At 72.1% G+C, this 16,512-nt stretch carries 13 protein-coding genes; 11 read left to right on the plus strand and 2 right to left on the minus strand.

Features of this window, described 5'->3' with window-relative positions:
* The first annotated feature begins 24 nt into the window (after positions 1-24).
* From hemC to ACL02U_RS29770, 10 genes are all read left to right on the plus strand, one after another.
* Positions 25-1,017: a hydroxymethylbilane synthase gene (gene hemC / locus ACL02U_RS29725; protein WP_412794092.1), complete on the plus strand. Its 993-nt coding sequence runs from the start codon at positions 25-27 to the stop codon at positions 1,015-1,017.
* Positions 1,014-2,720, plus strand: coding sequence for a uroporphyrinogen-III synthase (locus ACL02U_RS29730; protein WP_412794080.1), 1,707 nt, complete (start codon positions 1,014-1,016; stop codon positions 2,718-2,720). Before hemC ends, ACL02U_RS29730 begins: the two co-directional genes overlap by 4 nt.
* Positions 2,721-2,989: 269 nt before the next feature.
* Positions 2,990-3,979, plus strand: a complete 990-nt coding sequence (gene hemB / locus ACL02U_RS29735; RefSeq protein ID WP_412794081.1) for a porphobilinogen synthase — start codon at positions 2,990-2,992, stop codon at positions 3,977-3,979.
* A 267-nt stretch (positions 3,980-4,246) separates the two neighbouring features.
* Positions 4,247-4,603 (plus strand): DUF805 domain-containing protein, encoded by a 357-nt coding sequence (locus tag ACL02U_RS29740; protein WP_412794082.1) that lies wholly within the window; start codon positions 4,247-4,249, stop codon positions 4,601-4,603.
* A gap of 263 nt (positions 4,604-4,866) precedes the next feature.
* Positions 4,867-5,766: an SAM-dependent methyltransferase gene (locus tag ACL02U_RS29745; protein ID WP_412794083.1), complete on the plus strand. Its 900-nt coding sequence runs from the start codon at positions 4,867-4,869 to the stop codon at positions 5,764-5,766.
* A gap of 368 nt (positions 5,767-6,134) precedes the next feature.
* Positions 6,135-6,770, plus strand: a complete 636-nt coding sequence (locus ACL02U_RS29750) for a hypothetical protein (protein ID WP_412794084.1) — start codon at positions 6,135-6,137, stop codon at positions 6,768-6,770.
* Positions 6,767-7,504, plus strand: coding sequence for a hypothetical protein (locus tag ACL02U_RS29755; protein ID WP_412794085.1), 738 nt, complete (start codon positions 6,767-6,769; stop codon positions 7,502-7,504). The genes ACL02U_RS29750 and ACL02U_RS29755 overlap by 4 nt, the downstream gene beginning before the upstream one ends.
* 8 nt (positions 7,505-7,512) lie before the next feature.
* Positions 7,513-9,252 (plus strand): putative T7SS-secreted protein, encoded by a 1,740-nt coding sequence (locus ACL02U_RS29760; protein ID WP_412794086.1) that lies wholly within the window; start codon positions 7,513-7,515, stop codon positions 9,250-9,252.
* The gene (locus ACL02U_RS29765) at positions 9,249-9,554 is read left to right on the plus strand and encodes a YrhB domain-containing protein (protein ID WP_412794087.1); all 306 of its coding nucleotides are present in this window, start codon (positions 9,249-9,251) and stop codon (positions 9,552-9,554) included. The genes ACL02U_RS29760 and ACL02U_RS29765 overlap by 4 nt, the downstream gene beginning before the upstream one ends.
* A complete protein-coding gene (locus ACL02U_RS29770) occupies positions 9,551-10,849 on the plus strand; it encodes a YrhB domain-containing protein (protein WP_412794088.1) in 1,299 nt (432 codons plus the stop codon). Before ACL02U_RS29765 ends, ACL02U_RS29770 begins: the two co-directional genes overlap by 4 nt.
* A 102-nt stretch (positions 10,850-10,951) precedes the next feature.
* Here the strand turns inward: ACL02U_RS29770 and argS are convergent, their stop codons facing one another.
* Positions 10,952-12,721, minus strand: a complete 1,770-nt coding sequence (gene argS, locus ACL02U_RS29775) for an arginine--tRNA ligase (RefSeq protein ID WP_412794089.1) — start codon at positions 12,719-12,721, stop codon at positions 10,952-10,954.
* A gap of 127 nt (positions 12,722-12,848) precedes the next feature.
* Here argS and lysS point away from each other — a divergent pair, with 127 nt between their 5' ends.
* A complete protein-coding gene (gene lysS / locus ACL02U_RS29780; protein ID WP_412794090.1) occupies positions 12,849-14,591 on the plus strand; it encodes a lysine--tRNA ligase in 1,743 nt (580 codons plus the stop codon).
* A gap of 231 nt (positions 14,592-14,822) precedes the next feature.
* Here lysS and ACL02U_RS29785 read toward each other — a convergent pair whose 3' ends face one another.
* Entirely contained in the window at positions 14,823-16,226 is a 1,404-nt protein-coding gene (locus ACL02U_RS29785) for a DUF2637 domain-containing protein (protein ID WP_412794091.1), read from the minus strand.
* Between the last annotated feature and the right edge of the window lie 286 nt (positions 16,227-16,512).

Genomic DNA, 16,512 nt, shown 5'->3' on the forward strand with positions numbered 1-16,512 from the left:
CGGAACGCCGACGCGGGAAGGCCCCTGAGGCTCGGGACCAGGCGGAGCAAGCTCGCCATGGCCCAGTCCGGGCAGGTCGCCGAGGCCGTCACCCGGGTGACCGGACGGCCCGTCGAGCTGGTCGAGGTCACCACCTACGGCGACGTCTCCCGCGAGGCGCTCGCGCAGATCGGCGGCACCGGCGTGTTCGTGACCGCGCTGCGCGAGGCGCTGCTGAGGGGCGAGGTCGACTTCGCGGTTCATTCGCTCAAGGACCTGCCGACCGCGCAGCCCGAGGGCCTGCTGCTGGCCGCCGTGCCGGAGCGGGAGGACCCGCGCGACGTGATCGTCGCCCGGGACGCGCGCAAGTTCACCGACCTGCCGCGCGGCGCGCGCATCGGCACCGGCGCACCGCGCCGCATGGCGCAGCTCAACGCGTACGCCCGGCTCCACGGACTGGACATCGAGACGGTCCCGATCCGCGGCAACGTGGACACCCGGATCCGGTACGTACGGGACGGCGAGCTCGACGCGGTCGTGCTGGCCGCCGCCGGACTGAACCGGGTCGGCCGCATCGACGAGGTCACCGACTTCCTGCCGGTCGACACGGTGCTGCCCGCCCCCGGCCAGGGGGCACTGGCGATCGAGTGCAGGGCGGGCCGCACCGCCGAGGAAACCGCACTCGCCGCCGCGCTCGCGGAACTCGACGACCCGTTCACCCGGGCCGCCGTGACCGCCGAGCGGTCACTGCTCGCCGCCCTGGAGGCCGGCTGCAGCGCCCCGGTGGGCGCGCTGGCCGACCTTCCCCCACTCTCGGCTCCGCTCGAGCGGGGGGACTCCCGGGCCGGCGGGCAGACTGTCAAGGAAATGCGCCTGCGGGGCGTCGTCGGCACCACCGACGGCACCCGCACGGTGCAGCTGTCCACCACCGGTCCCGTGCCCGAGACGCACGACGGGGCTGTCGCACTCGGCCGCGAACTCGCCGCCGAGATGCTCGCCCAGGGCGCGGCCGGTCTGATGGGGGAGCGAGCACATTGAGCCCCACCACCCTTCCCGCCGGTCCGGAACACGGGCACGTCACCTTCCTCGGTGCCGGACCCGGAGATCCGGGACTGCTGACCCTGCGCGCCGTGGAGGCGCTGGCGAACGCGGACGTCCTCGTCGCCGAGCACGACGTCCTCGACGTCGTGCGTCGGCACGCCCGGCAGGGCGTCGCCCTGGTGCACACGGACGCGGACCCTTCCTCGGACCCCGCGCCGGGCACGGGCACGCCCAAGCTGGCGGTCGTTGACGGCACGTCAAAAACCGCTGCGGTCCCGGGCGAGCGGGATGCCGCACATCTTGTCATGGAGGCCGCGCGGGGCGGCAGGCGGGTCGTCCGTGCGGTGCCCGGGGATCCCGGGCTGGACACGTACGCCGCCGAGGAGATGCTGGCGTGCGCCGCCGAGGGCGTGCCCTTCGAGGTCGTCCCCGGTATCGCCGCCGCCGTCGGCGTGCCCGCCTACGCGGGAGTGCCGCTGCGCGACGCCGAGGGCACCGACGTGCGCTTCGTCGACGCGCGGACCGCCACCGAGCGGTGCTGGGCCGAAGTGGGCGCCTCGGACGGCACGGCGGTCGTCTCCACGACGCTGGACGCGGTGGCCGCCGCGGCGGGCGAACTGGTCTCCGCCGGCCGCAAGCCCGACACCCCCCTGTCCGTCACCGTCGCCGGGACGACGACCCGCCAGCGCACCTGGACCGCGACCCTCGGCACCATCGCGCAGACGCTGAAGCAGGCGAAGGTGCTGCCCTCCCCGCAGGGCGGCCGGCCCGTCATAGCCGTGGTCGGCGAGCGTTCCGCCCCCGCCCGGCGCAACCAGCTGGCCTGGTTCGAGTCCAAGCCGCTGTTCGGCTGGAAGGTCCTCGTACCGCGGACCAAGGAGCAGGCGGCGTCGCTCTCCGACCAGCTCCGCTCCTACGGCGCGGTACCGCACGAGGTCCCCACGATCGCCGTGGAGCCGCCCCGCACCCCGCAGCAGATGGAGCGCGCGGTGAAGGGCCTGGTGACGGGCCGCTACGAGTGGATCGCGTTCACCTCCGTCAACGCGGTGAAGGCGGTGCGGGAGAAGTTCGAGGAGTACGGCCTCGACGCGCGCGCCTTCGCCGGCATCAAGGTGGCCGCGGTCGGCGAGCAGACCGCCCAGGCGCTCGTCGCCTTCGGCGTGAAGCCGGACCTGGTGCCGAGCGGGGAGCAGTCGGCGGCCGGCCTGCTGGAGGACTGGCCCCCCTACGACCCGGTCTTCGACCCGATCGACCGGGTGTTCCTGCCGCGCGCGGACATCGCCACCGAGACCCTCGTCGCCGGGCTCATCGAGCTCGGCTGGGAGGTCGACGACGTCACGGCCTACCGCACCGTCCGCGCTTCCCCGCCGCCCGCCGAGACCCGGGAGGCGATCAAGGGCGGCGGCTTCGACGCGGTGCTGTTCACCTCGTCGTCCACGGTGCGGAACCTGGTCGGCATCGCGGGCAAGCCGCACAACGTCACGGTCATCGCCTGCATCGGCCCGGCGACCGCGAAGACCGCCGAGGAGCACGGCCTGCGGGTCGACGTGATGGCCCCGGAGCCGTCCGTGCTCCGGCTCGCGGAGGCACTGGCCGACTTCGGCGCCAAGCGGCGGGCCACCGCGATCGAGGCCGGCGACCCGGTGACCCGGCCCAGCGAGCGCCGGCCGGGCTCCCGCAGACGCCGCTCGACGACCTGATCCCGGCACGGGACGCGCGGGCAGCCCGCGGCAGGGGGTGGTTCCGCGGGCGGTGGGCCCGCGGCGCGACCCCGTACCGCGGGCCCACCGGCCGCCCGCGGCGCCGTCCGCAGGGGGCTGTGCCGCCGCGGTTTCCAGCGTGTGGCCGTGGACCCGGCGGAGGCCGGAACGCACCCGGGGGCGGCCGCCGGCCGGGGCATGGCGTCCGGTGCCCGGGGCCGACATCGCGTCGGCATGGGCGCCGCCGCGGCGGGCGTAGCGTAGGCGGCATGACGAAGTACGGTTCCTTCCCCGGTGCGCGTCCGCGTCGACTGCGCACCACCCCCGTCATGCGGCGCATGGTCGCCGAGACCCGGCTGAGCCCGGCCGACTTCATCCTGCCCGCGTTCGTCCGCGAGGGCGTGAGCGAGCCGGTGCCGATCGGGTCGATGCCCGGGGTCGTGCAGCACTCCCGCGACAGCCTGCGCAAGGCGGCCGTCGAGGCGGTGGAGGCGGGCGTCTCGGGGATCATGCTGTTCGGTGTGCCCGAGGAGTCGAAGAAGGACGCGGTGGGCACGCCGGGGACCGACCCGGACGGGATCCTCCAGGTCGCGCTGCGGGACGTGCGGGCGGAGGTCGGTGACGACCTGCTCGTCATGTCCGACCTGTGCCTGGACGAGTGCACCGACCACGGGCACTGCGGCGTCCTGGACGCCGAGGGCCGGGTGGACAACGACGCCACCCTGGAGCGGTACGCCGAGATGGCGCAGGTGCAGGCCGACGCGGGGGCGCACGTGCTCGGGCCGAGCGGGATGATGGACGGGCAGATCGGGGTGGTCCGCGACGCGCTGGACCAGATCGGCCGGGAGGACGTCGCCGTCCTCGCCTACACCGCCAAGTACTCCTCCGCCTTCTACGGCCCCTTCCGCGAGGCCGTCGCCTCCTCCCTGCAGGGCGACCGCAGGACCTACCAGCAGGATCCGGCGAACCTGCGCGAGTCGATGCGGGAACTGGCCCTCGACCTGGAGGAGGGCGCCGACATGGTCATGGTCAAGCCGGCCGGACCCTACCTCGACGTCCTCGCGAAGGTCGCGCAGAGCACGGACGTGCCGGTCGCCGCGTACCAGATCTCCGGTGAGTACGCGATGATCGAGGCGGCCGCCGAGAAGGGCTGGGTCGACCGGGACCGGGCGATCATGGAGTCCCTGCTCGGCATCAAGCGGGCCGGCGCGCAGAACATCCTGACGTACTGGGCGGTGGAGGCGGCGCGCCGCCTGTGAGCGGCAACGGTTCGGGTTCGTTTCTGCATCGCGGAGGTGTACGACCCGTATCGGAACGTCTTCGGAGCGGTGACGGATCGGATGCGACTCGGGGTGTTCTGTCCGGAAAGCGGTGAAACGGCAGCCTCCGGCGGCCATGATCGGCAGGCCTCCCCGTTCGTGACCGCGTCTTTAAAGAATCTTGACGCGGGTTCGCCTCATGAATATGTTCTCGGCCTGTCCTGATTCCTTCGGTCAGGCACTCACATCGAACCGTGGGGGGGACCCATGAACTGGTATGTAGAGGTACTCAAGAAGTACGTGGTGTTCAGCGGGCGTGCGCGCCGCCAGGAATTCTGGATGTTCGCGCTGTTCAACCTGATCGCCCTTGTCGTGCTGTTCATCCTGGGCATGATCATCGGATCCCAGGTCCTCTACTACATCTACGCCCTGGGTGTCTTTCTGCCCGGCCTCGGTGTGTCGTTCCGTCGTCTGCACGACACCGGCCGCTCCGCCGTGTGGCTCCTGTTCGTCCTGATCCCGTTCGTCGGCTTCATCGTGCCGCTGGTCCTGTGCTGCCTGGACAGCCAGCCCGGCGCCAACGAGTACGGCCCGAACCCCAAGGAGTTCCCGGCGCAGGCCTGATCGTCCGCGCCCGAAGGCCGTCCGGTTCACCGACCGGGCGGCCTTCCGCGTTTTCCGTACACCGCGCGGACCTCGCGCGAGTCCTGCACGCAACCCGCGCGAGTCCTGCGCGCAACCCCGCCCCTGCCGTCCGCGCCGGCCGTCGAGCGGCCCGCGTCCGGGCAACCTCGTGCGGCGCGGGGGCGGTTGGGGGGTTAGGTTGCTGCCGACCGGTCCACGGCCCGGCCCGCGCTCGACCACCCGACTCTTCCAGGAGACGCCCCATGCCCGGTGACGCCCTCGACCACGACCCCGCCGAACTGCGCCGGAGGATCGACACGACCAAGGCGCACCCGGCCCGGGTGTACGACGTCTTCCTCGGCGGCAAGGACAACTACCCCGTGGACCGGGCCGCCGCTGCGGCCGCCCTGGCCCACCAGCCCCGAGCCTTCCTGACGGCCCGTCACAACAGGGACTTCCTGCGGCGCGCGGTGACCACGCTGGCGCGGGAGGAGGGCGTGCGGCAGTTCCTCGACATCGGCGCCGGACTGCCGACCCGGGACAACGTGCACCAGCTCGCGCAGCGGATCGCCCCCGAGTCGCGGGTGGTGTACGTCGACAACGACCCGATCGTGCTGGCCCACGCCCGCGCCCTGCTCACCAGCGGCCCCGAGGGCCGTACGGACTACATCGACGCCGACCTCCGCGACGTGCCGATGATCCTGGAACGGGCGGCCGGGACCCTGGACTTCGACCGTCCCGTCGCCCTGTGCCTGCTCGCCGTGCTGCACTTCATCCCGGACGAGGAGGCCTACGACCTCGTCGGCCGGCTGCTGGACGCGCTGCCGTCGGGAAGCTGGCTGGTCCTCAGCCACCTCGCCGACGACCTCACCGACCACACCGCCCGGATCGTCAAGTCCTTCCAGGACCGCGGACTGACCTTCGTGCTGCGGTCCAAGGACAAGGTGGAACGCTTCTTCACCGACAACGGGCTCAGCCCCGTCGACCCGGGCGTCGTCCCCGTGCACCACTGGCGCCCCGACCGGTCCGCCCCCGTCCTCGAAGCGCCCTCGGCCGACTACCTGGAGTCCCTCGACCCCGTCGACCGGATCAGGTACCACGACATCAACGACGTCTCGGACGACGACGTCAGCGTCTACGCGGGCATCGCGCGCAAGTCCTGATGGCGGATCTGCTGCCCCTGCGGTCGGATGCGCGGGCCGGGCTGAAGCGTGCCGGGCTGAAGCGTGCCGGGCTGAAGCGGGCCGGCTGAAGCGTGCAGTCGCCCGTGCACTGGACCGTCGGTCCGCTACACCGTTCAGGCGCGCGCGAAGGCGTCTGCCGTCTCACCGAACGGGTAGCGGCGCGACGACGCCGCACCCGACCCGGCAGGGCTGCGGATCCGGTGCGGCGTCGCAGCGGAAGCGGCCGTGCGGAGCCGCCCGGACGGGTCGCGTCGTGCGACGGCCCTGGTCAACAGGCCCCCGAGCAGCGGCTGATGCGGCCTCTCCCCTCATACCTTTCTCTTACCTTTCCTTGGCAGGATCGCGCGGTGACTGATTTCGGGGGAGATCCGGCCACTGGCCAACGACGCTCCAAACTGGCCGACTACGCGGAGATGACCCGCCGACCGCAGGGCGTACGGCCCGCACCCGCCCCGCAGGAGCCGACCGGCCCGCCCGGAGCGGATCCCGCCCGTGGGGCCGAAGCGCGCGCGGCCGGTCCGCAGCAGCTACTCCTTGCGACTCCACCGCATTCGGAAGCTGTTGGTGCCTTCGACGCGGAAGCGGAGGCACGCGGCCGGGAGTTCGCCGACGCACTGGAGGACTTCCGCGACACCGCGGTACTCCTCCCACTGCGCGACGGCGGCTGGCTGACCGCCGACTTCGGCGGGGTGCGCTGGATCCTCGCCTTCACCGACGAAACCGCACTGGCCCGGTACGCGCTGGCCCGGGGAGAGGGCGGCGAGGAGTGGGCGTACGAGACGGTGCTCGGGGCGCGGCTGCTCGACGTGGCCGTACCGGGGGCCGGCGTGGTGTGCGGTGTCGCACTGGACGCGGCCGACGGCGCCGAACGGGCCCTGCTGCTGCCTCCGGTGGCCGGAATCGTGCCCGACGCGTGCGCGGTGGACCGGGGTTTCACGGGTGGCGCGACCGCCACCGCTGACGACGGGGAGAGGACGCGATGAGCGGAGAACCGGCGGCGCAGGGCGGCGTGGCGATCGGCGACGGCATGGTCAGAATCCTCCGCCCCGTCGGCCACGACGGCTCGGGTGCCACCGGAGGCGGCCTGCCCGACCTCCTGACCAGCGGCCTCAACGAGATCGCCGCGGGACTGACCCTGGCGCTCGGCGAGTTGAAGGCCATCGGCCTGGACGCTGCCGCCGGGGCGGGGCGGGGCTTCTCCCAGCTGGAACTCTCCGGTCTCGAGCTGGGGCACGAGGGACTGACCGACACCTTCCACTCGTTCTGCGAGCGCTGGGAGTGGGGGGTGCGCTCCCTGGTCAACGAGGGCAACGCCCTGGCCAAGGAGACGGGCATGGCCGCGGGGACGTACTACGAGAACGACCAGTACGTCTCGGGCACCATGAAGGTGGCACTCAACTCCGTCGTCGGCGATCCACACGCGTCGGAGGAGCAGGTCGCCCATGAGGGCTGGGGCGAGATCGCGACGCAGACGGCTCACCCCGACTACAGCAAGGAGTCCTTCGAACACGCCTACCGGAACAGCCTGCAGGGCTGGAAGGACGCCGGCCGTGACGTGATGACCTCGCACAGCCTCGGTGTCCCCGGCCTCAGCCCGGAGGAGTTGGCCAAGTCGGCCGGTGTGTCGGATGCCGCCTACGACCAGATGCTCGACGACGTCTACGGTCCGTCTCCCGAGGAGCGAGCCCGCCTGCAGCAGGGCGGGGGCCAGGGCTGATGGGGGTCATGGGCGACCTCCGCAAGCTCGGAGGCCACATCGAGAACGGCGTCAACGACGGCCTGGGAAAGCTGGAGGACGGCTTCCACCAGGGCGAGAAACTCGTCGGCAAGGGCGTCGACTGGGGTGCCCACAAGGTCGGCGACGAACTGGACCGCATCGGGCTGCACGACGTGGCCGACACGGTGGACGACTGGGGCGACGAGGTCGCCTCCGACCTCGGTGCCACGCCCGGCGAGCAGCAGCTCGGCCAGACCGACGAGCCCGACGAACTCGTCCACGGCAACCCCGGGCGGATCCGTGACAGCGCCCAGCACCTGAAGAGCTTCTTCACCGCCTTCGCGGCGGTCGGCGACGGTATGAGGCGGGTGGACTCCTCCGGCTGGCGCGGCGAGGGCGGCGACAGCTTCCGCAAGAAGTTCGGTCTGCATCCCACCAAGTGGCACCAGGCGGCCGAGGCCTGCGAGTCCGCGGCCGGCGCGCTGGAGGCGTTCGCGGACACCGTGGTCTGGGCCCAGTCGCAGGCGAGGGAGGCCATCGCCTCCTACGACAAGGGCAAGCGGGCTTCCGAGCACGCGGTCAAGGCGTACAACAAACGCATCGACGCCTACAACGCGAAGATCAAGGCCGACCAGGACCCGGGCCCCACTCCCGAGCCCTTCCAGGACCCCGGCAAGGCCGAGATCAGAGCGGCGCGGGAGAAGCTGGCCGCCGCCAGGAAGCAGCGCAACTCGGCCGCGTCGCACGCCGAGAGCCTGATCAAGGCGGCGCTGGCCCACGCCCCGGCGGAACCGCCGCCGCTGGACCGTCTGCGCAGCGACCTCACCGACGGGGCCGCGGCGGTCAACACCGAACTCACCCACTTCGGGGGCGGCCTCATCAAGGGCACCGCCGGCCTGCTCAACTTCGTACGCACGCTCAACCCCGTGGACCCCTACAACCTGACCCACCCGGCCGAATACCTCCAGGGCGTGTCGACCACGTTGTCCGGGCTCGTCTCCACCGCTGCACAGCCGCAGCGCACCCTGAAGTCCGTCGTGGACGGATTCCGGAAGGACCCCTCCGAGTTCCTCGGCCGCCTCGTCCCCCAGGTCGTCGGCACCGACGGGGTCGGGCTCGCCGAGGGCGGCCTCCGGATGGCGGCCGAGGAGGGCGCCGAGGCCACGGCGGCCACAGTGGCGTCGAAAGGCGTGTCGTACGGCGGGCACGAGGCTGCCGGCGCCGCGGCGGAGGACTGGAGCGGCCTGGCGAAGAGCACCGAACACGTGTCGGAGAAGGCCATCCACTTCGACTCGGTGGATCCGGCAACGGCCCAGAAGTTCCTGGACGACCAGTATCCGTGGCTGAAGGACGTCAACAACACGGGGGCGCACGGGTACACCCAGAACTGCAGCCACAATGTGGATGCCGTGAACCAGCGACTGGACGGCGTCGAGGTCAGTGCGGCACCCAAGGACAAACCCGACCACGTGCCCCCGGAGCGGCTCGGCCTCAAGGATCGCCCCAAAGGCCACTACGACATGGTCGGTGGCTACGATGACATCATCCGGGATCTTGAGGCCCGAGGAGAGGGTTCGAGGAGCGTCGTCTACATCAGCCGATCCGATGGATCAGCGCACGTGTTCAACGCTGTCAATACAGACCACGGGGTCGTCTTCCTCGACGGTCAGACCGGAACCCTGGGACGTCTGGAGAAAGACGTCACATCAGTCGGCCATATTCCGTACCGCGATGGGGTGCTCAAATGATGACCAGAGACGACGCGGTGGCGGCCGCCGCGCATTTCCTGACGGGGCGTGCCTACCCGGAGTGCGCCGATTCCGTCGTCATGCTGCCGGACCTGGCCGAGGAGTTCCCCTACGGGTGGACCGTGCGTTTCGACTTCAAGGAGCACATCGAGACCGGGGACCCGGCGAAGGCGCCGTTCACCTCGGTGGTCGTCGTCCCTCATGAGGGGGAGGCCGTTCACTTTCCGCCGACGGCTCTCCCGGTGGGCGACTACATGAACCGACGCGCTACGGGCGGCTGGCCCCCCAAGGAGTGGCCGTGACGACTCCCGACCGAGCCGCGGCCGCCTGGCTGCACGCCACCTACCGGGGGCTGGTCGAGCTGTCCGCGCCCCGCCCGGTGTACGAGACGGCCGGGGCCTGGCTGATGGCCTGCCGGACCGTGCCGCAGCCCGGGTATCCGCACACGCCGATGCTGGCGGCCTCCGTCGTGGTGCCCAAGGACGGCAGCTCCCCCTTCCATCCGGCGCCCGGCGCGCCCCTCGCGGACCTGGAGCCGGCCTCCGGGCAGGAGGCGGAGCAGCGGGCCTCGGGGCAGGCGCGGAGGATCAACGCCCGGGGCTGCCTGATCGCCCTGCACTCGGCGATCGGCGGGTCCCCGTCGATGCCGCTTCCCTGGCGCCCGTCCGACGAGGCGCCGGGCTGGTGGGCCAGGCTGGGTCGCCGCTACTTCCCCGGGTTCGAGCGGGTCGGCGTCGGGGACTGGGACGACGTCGTCAAGGCGGTCGGCGAGCCGGGGCCGGACACCCGGGGTGTGGTGTGGGTGCGCCGCGAGATCGGCGGGGAGGAGGCGACCGGCAACCTGCTCTACGCACACAACAACAAGGGCCAGGTCGTCCTCCTCGACGGGCTGACGTCCTCGCTGGCCAGGCTCGACACCTCCATGGTGCGCGAGCTGGTCCTGCTGCGGGCGGCGCCGGGCGCCTCCGCCCCGCCGCGGCAGCCGTGGGAGAGCGAGGCGCCCGACTTCGCGTCCGCCGTCGAGAAGGCGCGGCTGTGGCTGGCCGACGCCTACCGCGGCGAGGTGGATCTCGCGGCGCCGACCGCCCGGGACGAGACCCGGCGGGGCTGGGTCTTCTCCTGCAACACCCGGCGCTACCTCGGCGGGGGGCAGTGGCAGGACGCCATGCTCGACGCGACGCTCGTGGTGCCCAAGGACGGGACCGCGCCGTTCGGCCTGCCGAACGGCGACCCCTGGGGCTGGCTGTCCCGCTGGGACGCGGGCGGTGCTCCCGGGTCGGCTGAGCTGCCCGCCCCGCCGCCTCCCGGCCGTGCCGCCTGGTTCGGTCCGGCGCTGGCGGAACTCGGCTCCGCGCTGTCCGTGTCCGAGCACCGGGACTGGCGCTCCGCGCTGGACGCCGCCGCGGCACTGCCGGTCGGTGCCCGGGCGCTGCTCTGGGCGCGCCGCACGGACGGGCGCGGACGCGAGGCCGTCGGGCAGTTGCTGTACGCGCTGCGTACGGAGCAGGGCGCGGTGCTGGTCGACGGTGCCACGGGCGCTCCCGCCTCGCCGGACCCGGCCGGGGTGCACCGGCTGCACCTGGTGCGGTACCGCTGACGCCGTCGGCCCCCGTCCCCGGTGGTGCTCCGGGGGCGGGGGCCGACGTACGTGAGGGAGCCCTTGCCGGGGTCGAGCCCTGTCGGGTTCGGGCCGGCGGGGTCAGAGTCGCTCGGGGGTCCTGATGCCGAGCAGGGCCATGCCCTGGTGCAGGGTGCGGGCGGTGGCGTCGCACAGGAAGAGGCGGTTCTCGACCTGCTCGGGCGTCTCCGCCTTCAGGACCGGGCACTTGTCGTAGAAGGTGGTGTAGAGGGAGGCGAGCTGGTAGAGGTACGCGGCCAGCTTGTGCGGGGCGTACTCGCCGGCCGCCTCGGCGACCGCCTCCGCGAAGGCGTCGGCGTGCAGGCCGAGGGCGCGTTCCGCCTCGTGCAGGTCCAGCTCCGGGTGGGCGGCCGGGCGGGCCTCGCCGGACTTGCGGAGGATGGACTGGATGCGGGCGTAGGCGTACTGGAGGTAGACGGAGGTGTCGCCGTTGAGGGAGACCATCTGGTCCAGGTCGAACTTGTAGTCCCGGTTCGCCGAGGTCGACAGGTCCGCGTACTTCACCGCGCCGATGCCGACCTGGGTGCCGCGCTCGGCGATCTCCTCGTCGGACAGCCGGTGCTGGGTGTCCTTCTCGCGGACCACCGCGGTCGCCCGGTCGATCGCCTCGTCCAGCAGGTCGACCAGCCTGATCGTCTCGCCCTCACGGGTCTTGAACGGCTTGCCGTCCTTGCCGAGCACCGTGCCGAAGGCGAGCTGGTGGGCGTGCACGTCGTCGCCCAGCCAGCCGGCCCGGCGGGCGGTCTCGAAGACCATCTTGAAGTGCAGCGCCTGGCGGGCGTCCACGACGTAGATCAGGCTGTTCGCCTTGAGGGCGAAGACGCGGTCGCGGATCGCGGACAGGTCGGTGGCCGCGTAGCCGTAGCCGCCGTCGGACTTCTGCACGATCAGCGGGACCGGCTTGCCGTCCGGGCCCTTGACGTCGTCGAAGAAGACGCACAGGGCGCCCTCGGAGCGGACCGCGACGCCGGACTCCTCCAGCAGGCGGCAGGTCTCGGCGAGCATGTCGTTGTAGCCGGACTCGCCGACGATGTCCGGGTCGCTGATCTCCATGTCCAGCTTGTCGAAGACGGAGAAGAAGTAGATCTTCGACTCGTCGACGAACTTCTGCCACGCGGCGAGCGTGTGCGGCTCGCCGGCCTGCAGGTCGACCACCCTGCGCCGGGCCCGTCCCTTGAACTCCTCGTCGGAGTCGAACAGCCTGCGCGCGGCCTTGTAGAGGCGGTCCAGGTTCGACATCGCCTCCTCGCCGGTGACCTGCTCGGACTTGTGGTCCAGCTCGTGCGGGTGCTCGTCCAGGTACTGGATGAGCATGCCGAACTGGGTGCCCCAGTCGCCGATGTGGTGCCGGCGGACCACGTTCTCGCCGGTGAACTCCAGCAGTTGGACGACCGAGTCGCCGATCACCGCGGACCGCAGGTGGCCGACGTGCATCTCCTTGGCCACGTTGGGCTGGGCGTAGTCCACGACCGTGGTGCCCGGGTTCGCGGCGTGCGGGACGCCGAGGCGGCCGTCGGTGTCGTCGGTCCGGGCGGCGAGGTTCGCGATGATCGCCCGGTCGGTGACGGTGATGTTGAGGAAGCCCGGGCCGGAGACCTCGACGTCCTTGATCAGTTCGCCCGAGTCGACCCGCTCGACGACCTGCCCGGCCAGCTCCCGCGGGTTGGCCTTGGCCTTCTTGGCCAGCGCGAGGATGCCGTTGGCCTGGTAGTCCGCCCGGTCACTGCGTCGCAGCAGCGGGTCCGCGTCGGCGGCCTCCGGCAGGGCTGCCGAGAGGGCGGTCGCGAGGCGCTGGTGGACGGAGGCGGTGAGGGACGTGACCGGGGCCATAGGTGTGGGTGCCGTTCTCCTCGTGGGGATGGATGGTCCCGGCCAGTATCCCACGGGGGGTAAAGCGGTTTTCCGGGTCGCGGGGCGGTCTGTGACAATGGGGTGTCACCCGTTCAGAAAGAAGGACGTGCCGATCGTGGCTCAGAGCACCGAGACCACCGACTGGGTCTCCCGTTTCGCGGATGAGGTCATCGAGGAGTCGGAGCGTCGGGCCCCGGGCAAACCGGTCGTCGTCGCGTCCGGGCTGTCCCCGTCGGGGCCCATCCACCTGGGCAACCTGCGCGAGGTCATGACCCCGCACCTGGTCGCGGACGAGATCCGGCGCCGGGGGCGTGAGGTGCGCCACCTGATCTCCTGGGACGACTACGACCGGTACCGCAAGGTGCCGGCCGGCATCTCCGGTGTGGACGAGTCCTGGGCCGAGCACATCGGCAAGCCGCTGACCTCGGTGCCCGCGCCGAAGGGCTCCGCCCACCCGAACTGGGCCGAGCACTTCAAGGCCGCGATGACCGCCTCGCTGGCCGAGATGGGCGTGGAGTTCGACGGGATCAGCCAGACCGCGCAGTACACCTCCGGCGCCTACCGCGAGCAGGTCCTGCACGCGATGCGGCACCGGCAGGACATCGACGCGGTGCTCGCCCAGTACCGCACCAGGCCGAAGGCCGCCGGGAAGAAGTCGCAGAAGCCGGTCGACGAGGCCGAGCTGGAGGCCGCCGAGGGGTCCGGGGCGGCGAGCGAGGACGACGGCTCCTCCGGCTCCTCGGGGTACTTCCCGTACAAGCCGTACTGCGGGAACTGCGAGAAGGACCTGACCGCCGTCACCGGGTACGACGACGACACCACCGAGCTGACGTACACCTGCACCGCGTGCGGCTTCTCCGAGACCGTCCGGCTGAACGAGTTCAACCGCGGCAAGCTGGTGTGGAAGGTCGACTGGCCGATGCGGTGGGCCTACGAGGGGGTCGTGTTCGAGCCGAGCGGCGTCGACCACTCCTCCCCGGGCTCCAGCTTCCAGGTCGGCGGGCAGATCGTCGGGATCTTCGGCGGTGAGCAGCCCATCGGCCCGATGTACGCCTTCGTCGGCATCAGCGGCATGGCGAAGATGTCGTCCTCGCGGGGCGGTGTGCCGACACCCGGCGACGCGCTGAAGATCATGGAGCCGCAGCTCCTGCGGTGGCTGTACGCCCGGCGCCGCCCCAACCAGTCGTTCAAGATCGCGTTCGATCAGGAGATCCAGCGGCTGTACGACGAGTGGGACCGGCTCGACGCCAAGGTCGCGGACGGCTCCGCACTGCCGGCCGACGTCGCGGCGCACGCGCGTGCCGTGGGCACGGCCGCGGGCGACCTGCCGCGCACGCCGCGCCCGCTGCCGTACCGGACGCTGGCCTCGGTCGCCGACATCACCGCGGGCCACGAGGACCAGGCGCTGCGCATCCTCAGCGAGCTGGACCCGGCGAACCCGCTCGGCTCGCTCGACGAGGCGCGCCCCCGGTACGACCGGGCCGAGGCGTGGATCAACACGCACGTGCCCGCAGACCAGCGGACCATCGTCCGCGAGGAGCCGGACGCCGAGCTGCTGAAGTCGCTCGACGAGGCCTCCCGGAAGTCGGTGCGGCTGCTGCTCGACGGTCTCGCCGAGCACTGGTCGCTGGACGGCCTGACCCACCACGTCTACGGGGTGCCCAAGGTGCAGGCCGGGTTCCCCGCCGATGCCACGCCGAAGGAGCTGCCGCCGGAGATCAAGACCGCCCAGCGGTCCTTCTTCGCGCTGCTCTACCACCTGCTGGTGGGCCGGGACACCGGCCCGCGCCTGCCCACGCTGCTGCTGGCGGTCGGGCAGGAGCGGGTACGGAGGCTGCTCGGCGGGTGAGCGGGTAGGTCACCGCACGGCGTTCCGCGACGAGGGCGCCCGGGGAACTCCGACGAGTTCCCCGGGCGCCCTCGAGTGGGTTCGCCGTCCGCGTGCGCCGCGGATGCCGTCCGTCGTCTGCCCTGGACGCCGTCCGTCGTCTGCCGTGGACGCCGTCCGCGCGCCGTGGAGGGGGCGCGGACGCGGGGGAGTCGTGGTGCGGCCGCGCGTTCCCCCGGCGGGGTCGCGGGCTCAGGCGATGTGGTCCTCCTCCATCTCGGCGGTGTGCCGGTTCTGGAATCGGTTGACCATGCGCTTGGCCTCGTCGGGCGGCAGGTCCCTGCCGAACTCCGCCTGCACGTTGTCGATGAGTTCGCGCGGGGTCGGATAGCTGCCGTTGATCGACTGGCGGAAGACCTGGTAGTAGTCCTCCTCCGTCGGCTCCGGCACGGGGGCGCCGCCGCCGTCGCCGAGTTCGCGGGTGCGGCCGGGGGCCACCGGTATCGGGAAGCTGCCGGTCTGCTCCGGGGAGACGTCCGCCTGCTCGGGATCCTGCGGGTACTGCTCCTCGTACCACTGCTCGTACTGCTCCTCGGGCAGGTACGAGGCGTCGGCGGGGGCGCCGGCGGGGTTGAGGGCCGGGTCGAGGGCGGGGTCGTAGCCGCCGTGGTACTCGACCTGGCGGGGCGTGTTGAACCACGGGCTCTGCTCGTCGCCCGGGCCGCCGGGGCCCCCGGGCTGATGCGGTACGGGACCGTGGGGGCCGGCGGGGCCCACCTGGGCGGCGGGGTCGTACGGGCCGCCGGTCGGACCGGTCGGACCGGTCGGACCGGTCGGACCGGTCGGAGCAGGGGAGCCTCCGGGGCCACCGGGAGCGCCGGCCAGTTCCCGGCGCTGCTCGCCGGGCGGTGCCGCCTGCGGTGCGGAGGAGGGCTCGGCGTGGGGACGGCTGCCGACGGTGTCGAGGGCCCCGGCCGTGGGCAGCAGGGACTGCTCGACGCCGGCCGCCGCGAGGCCCGCCGGTGCGGTCTCCGCCAGCGGAACCCCGTACCGCGCCAGCCGCAGCGGCATCATGGACTCCACCGGCGCCTTCCGGCGCCAGGCCCGGCCGAAGCGGGAACGCAGGCGGGCCTGGTACACCAGCCGCTCCTGCTCCAGCCTGATGACCTGCTCGTAGGAGCGCAGCTCCCACAGCTTCATCCGGCGCCAGAGCAGGAAGGTGGGGATGGGGGAGAGCAGCCAGCGGGTCAGCCGGACGCCCTCCATGTGCTTGTCGGCGGTGATGTCGGCGATCCGGCCGATGGCGTGGCGGGCGGCCTCGACCGCGACCACGAACAGCACCGGGATGACCGCGTGCATGCCCACGCCCAGCGGGTCCGGCCAGGCGGCCGCGCCGTTGAACGCGATCGTCGCCGCGGTCAGCACCCACGCCGTCTGCCGCAGCAGCGGGAAGGGGATGCGGATCCAGGTCAGCAGCAGGTCGAGGGCGAGCAGGACGCAGATGCCCGCGTCGATGCCGACCGGGAACACGTAGCTGAAGTTCCCGAAGCCCTTCTTGATGGCGAGTTCGCGGACGGCTGCGTACGAGCCGGCGAAACCGATCCCCGCGATGATCACGGCACCGGCGACGACGACACCGATGAGTATGCGGTGCATCCGTGTGAGCTGTATGGGCGCGGCCACCCGGACTCCCCTTCCGCTGCGTGTTGTTGCGCGCAACAGGGTTGCACATGTGTGCGGGGAACGGTTGGCCGGTCGGCCCGGTTGGCCCTTGACCAGCCCCGGAGCGGCCCTTGACCTGGCCTTTGATCTCGTGTTCGGTCGGGCGTTCGGCCTGGCCCGTACCGGCCGCCGGGCCGTTCCGGTCCGGTCTCCGGGCCGGAACGGCCCGGCCGCCCGGCTGCTCCGGGCGGTTCCGGTCCCGTCTCCGGGCGGCTCCGAA

The sequence above is a fragment of the Streptomyces sp. MS06 genome, assembly GCF_047200655.1.
GTDB lineage: Bacteria > Actinomycetota > Actinomycetes > Streptomycetales > Streptomycetaceae > Streptomyces.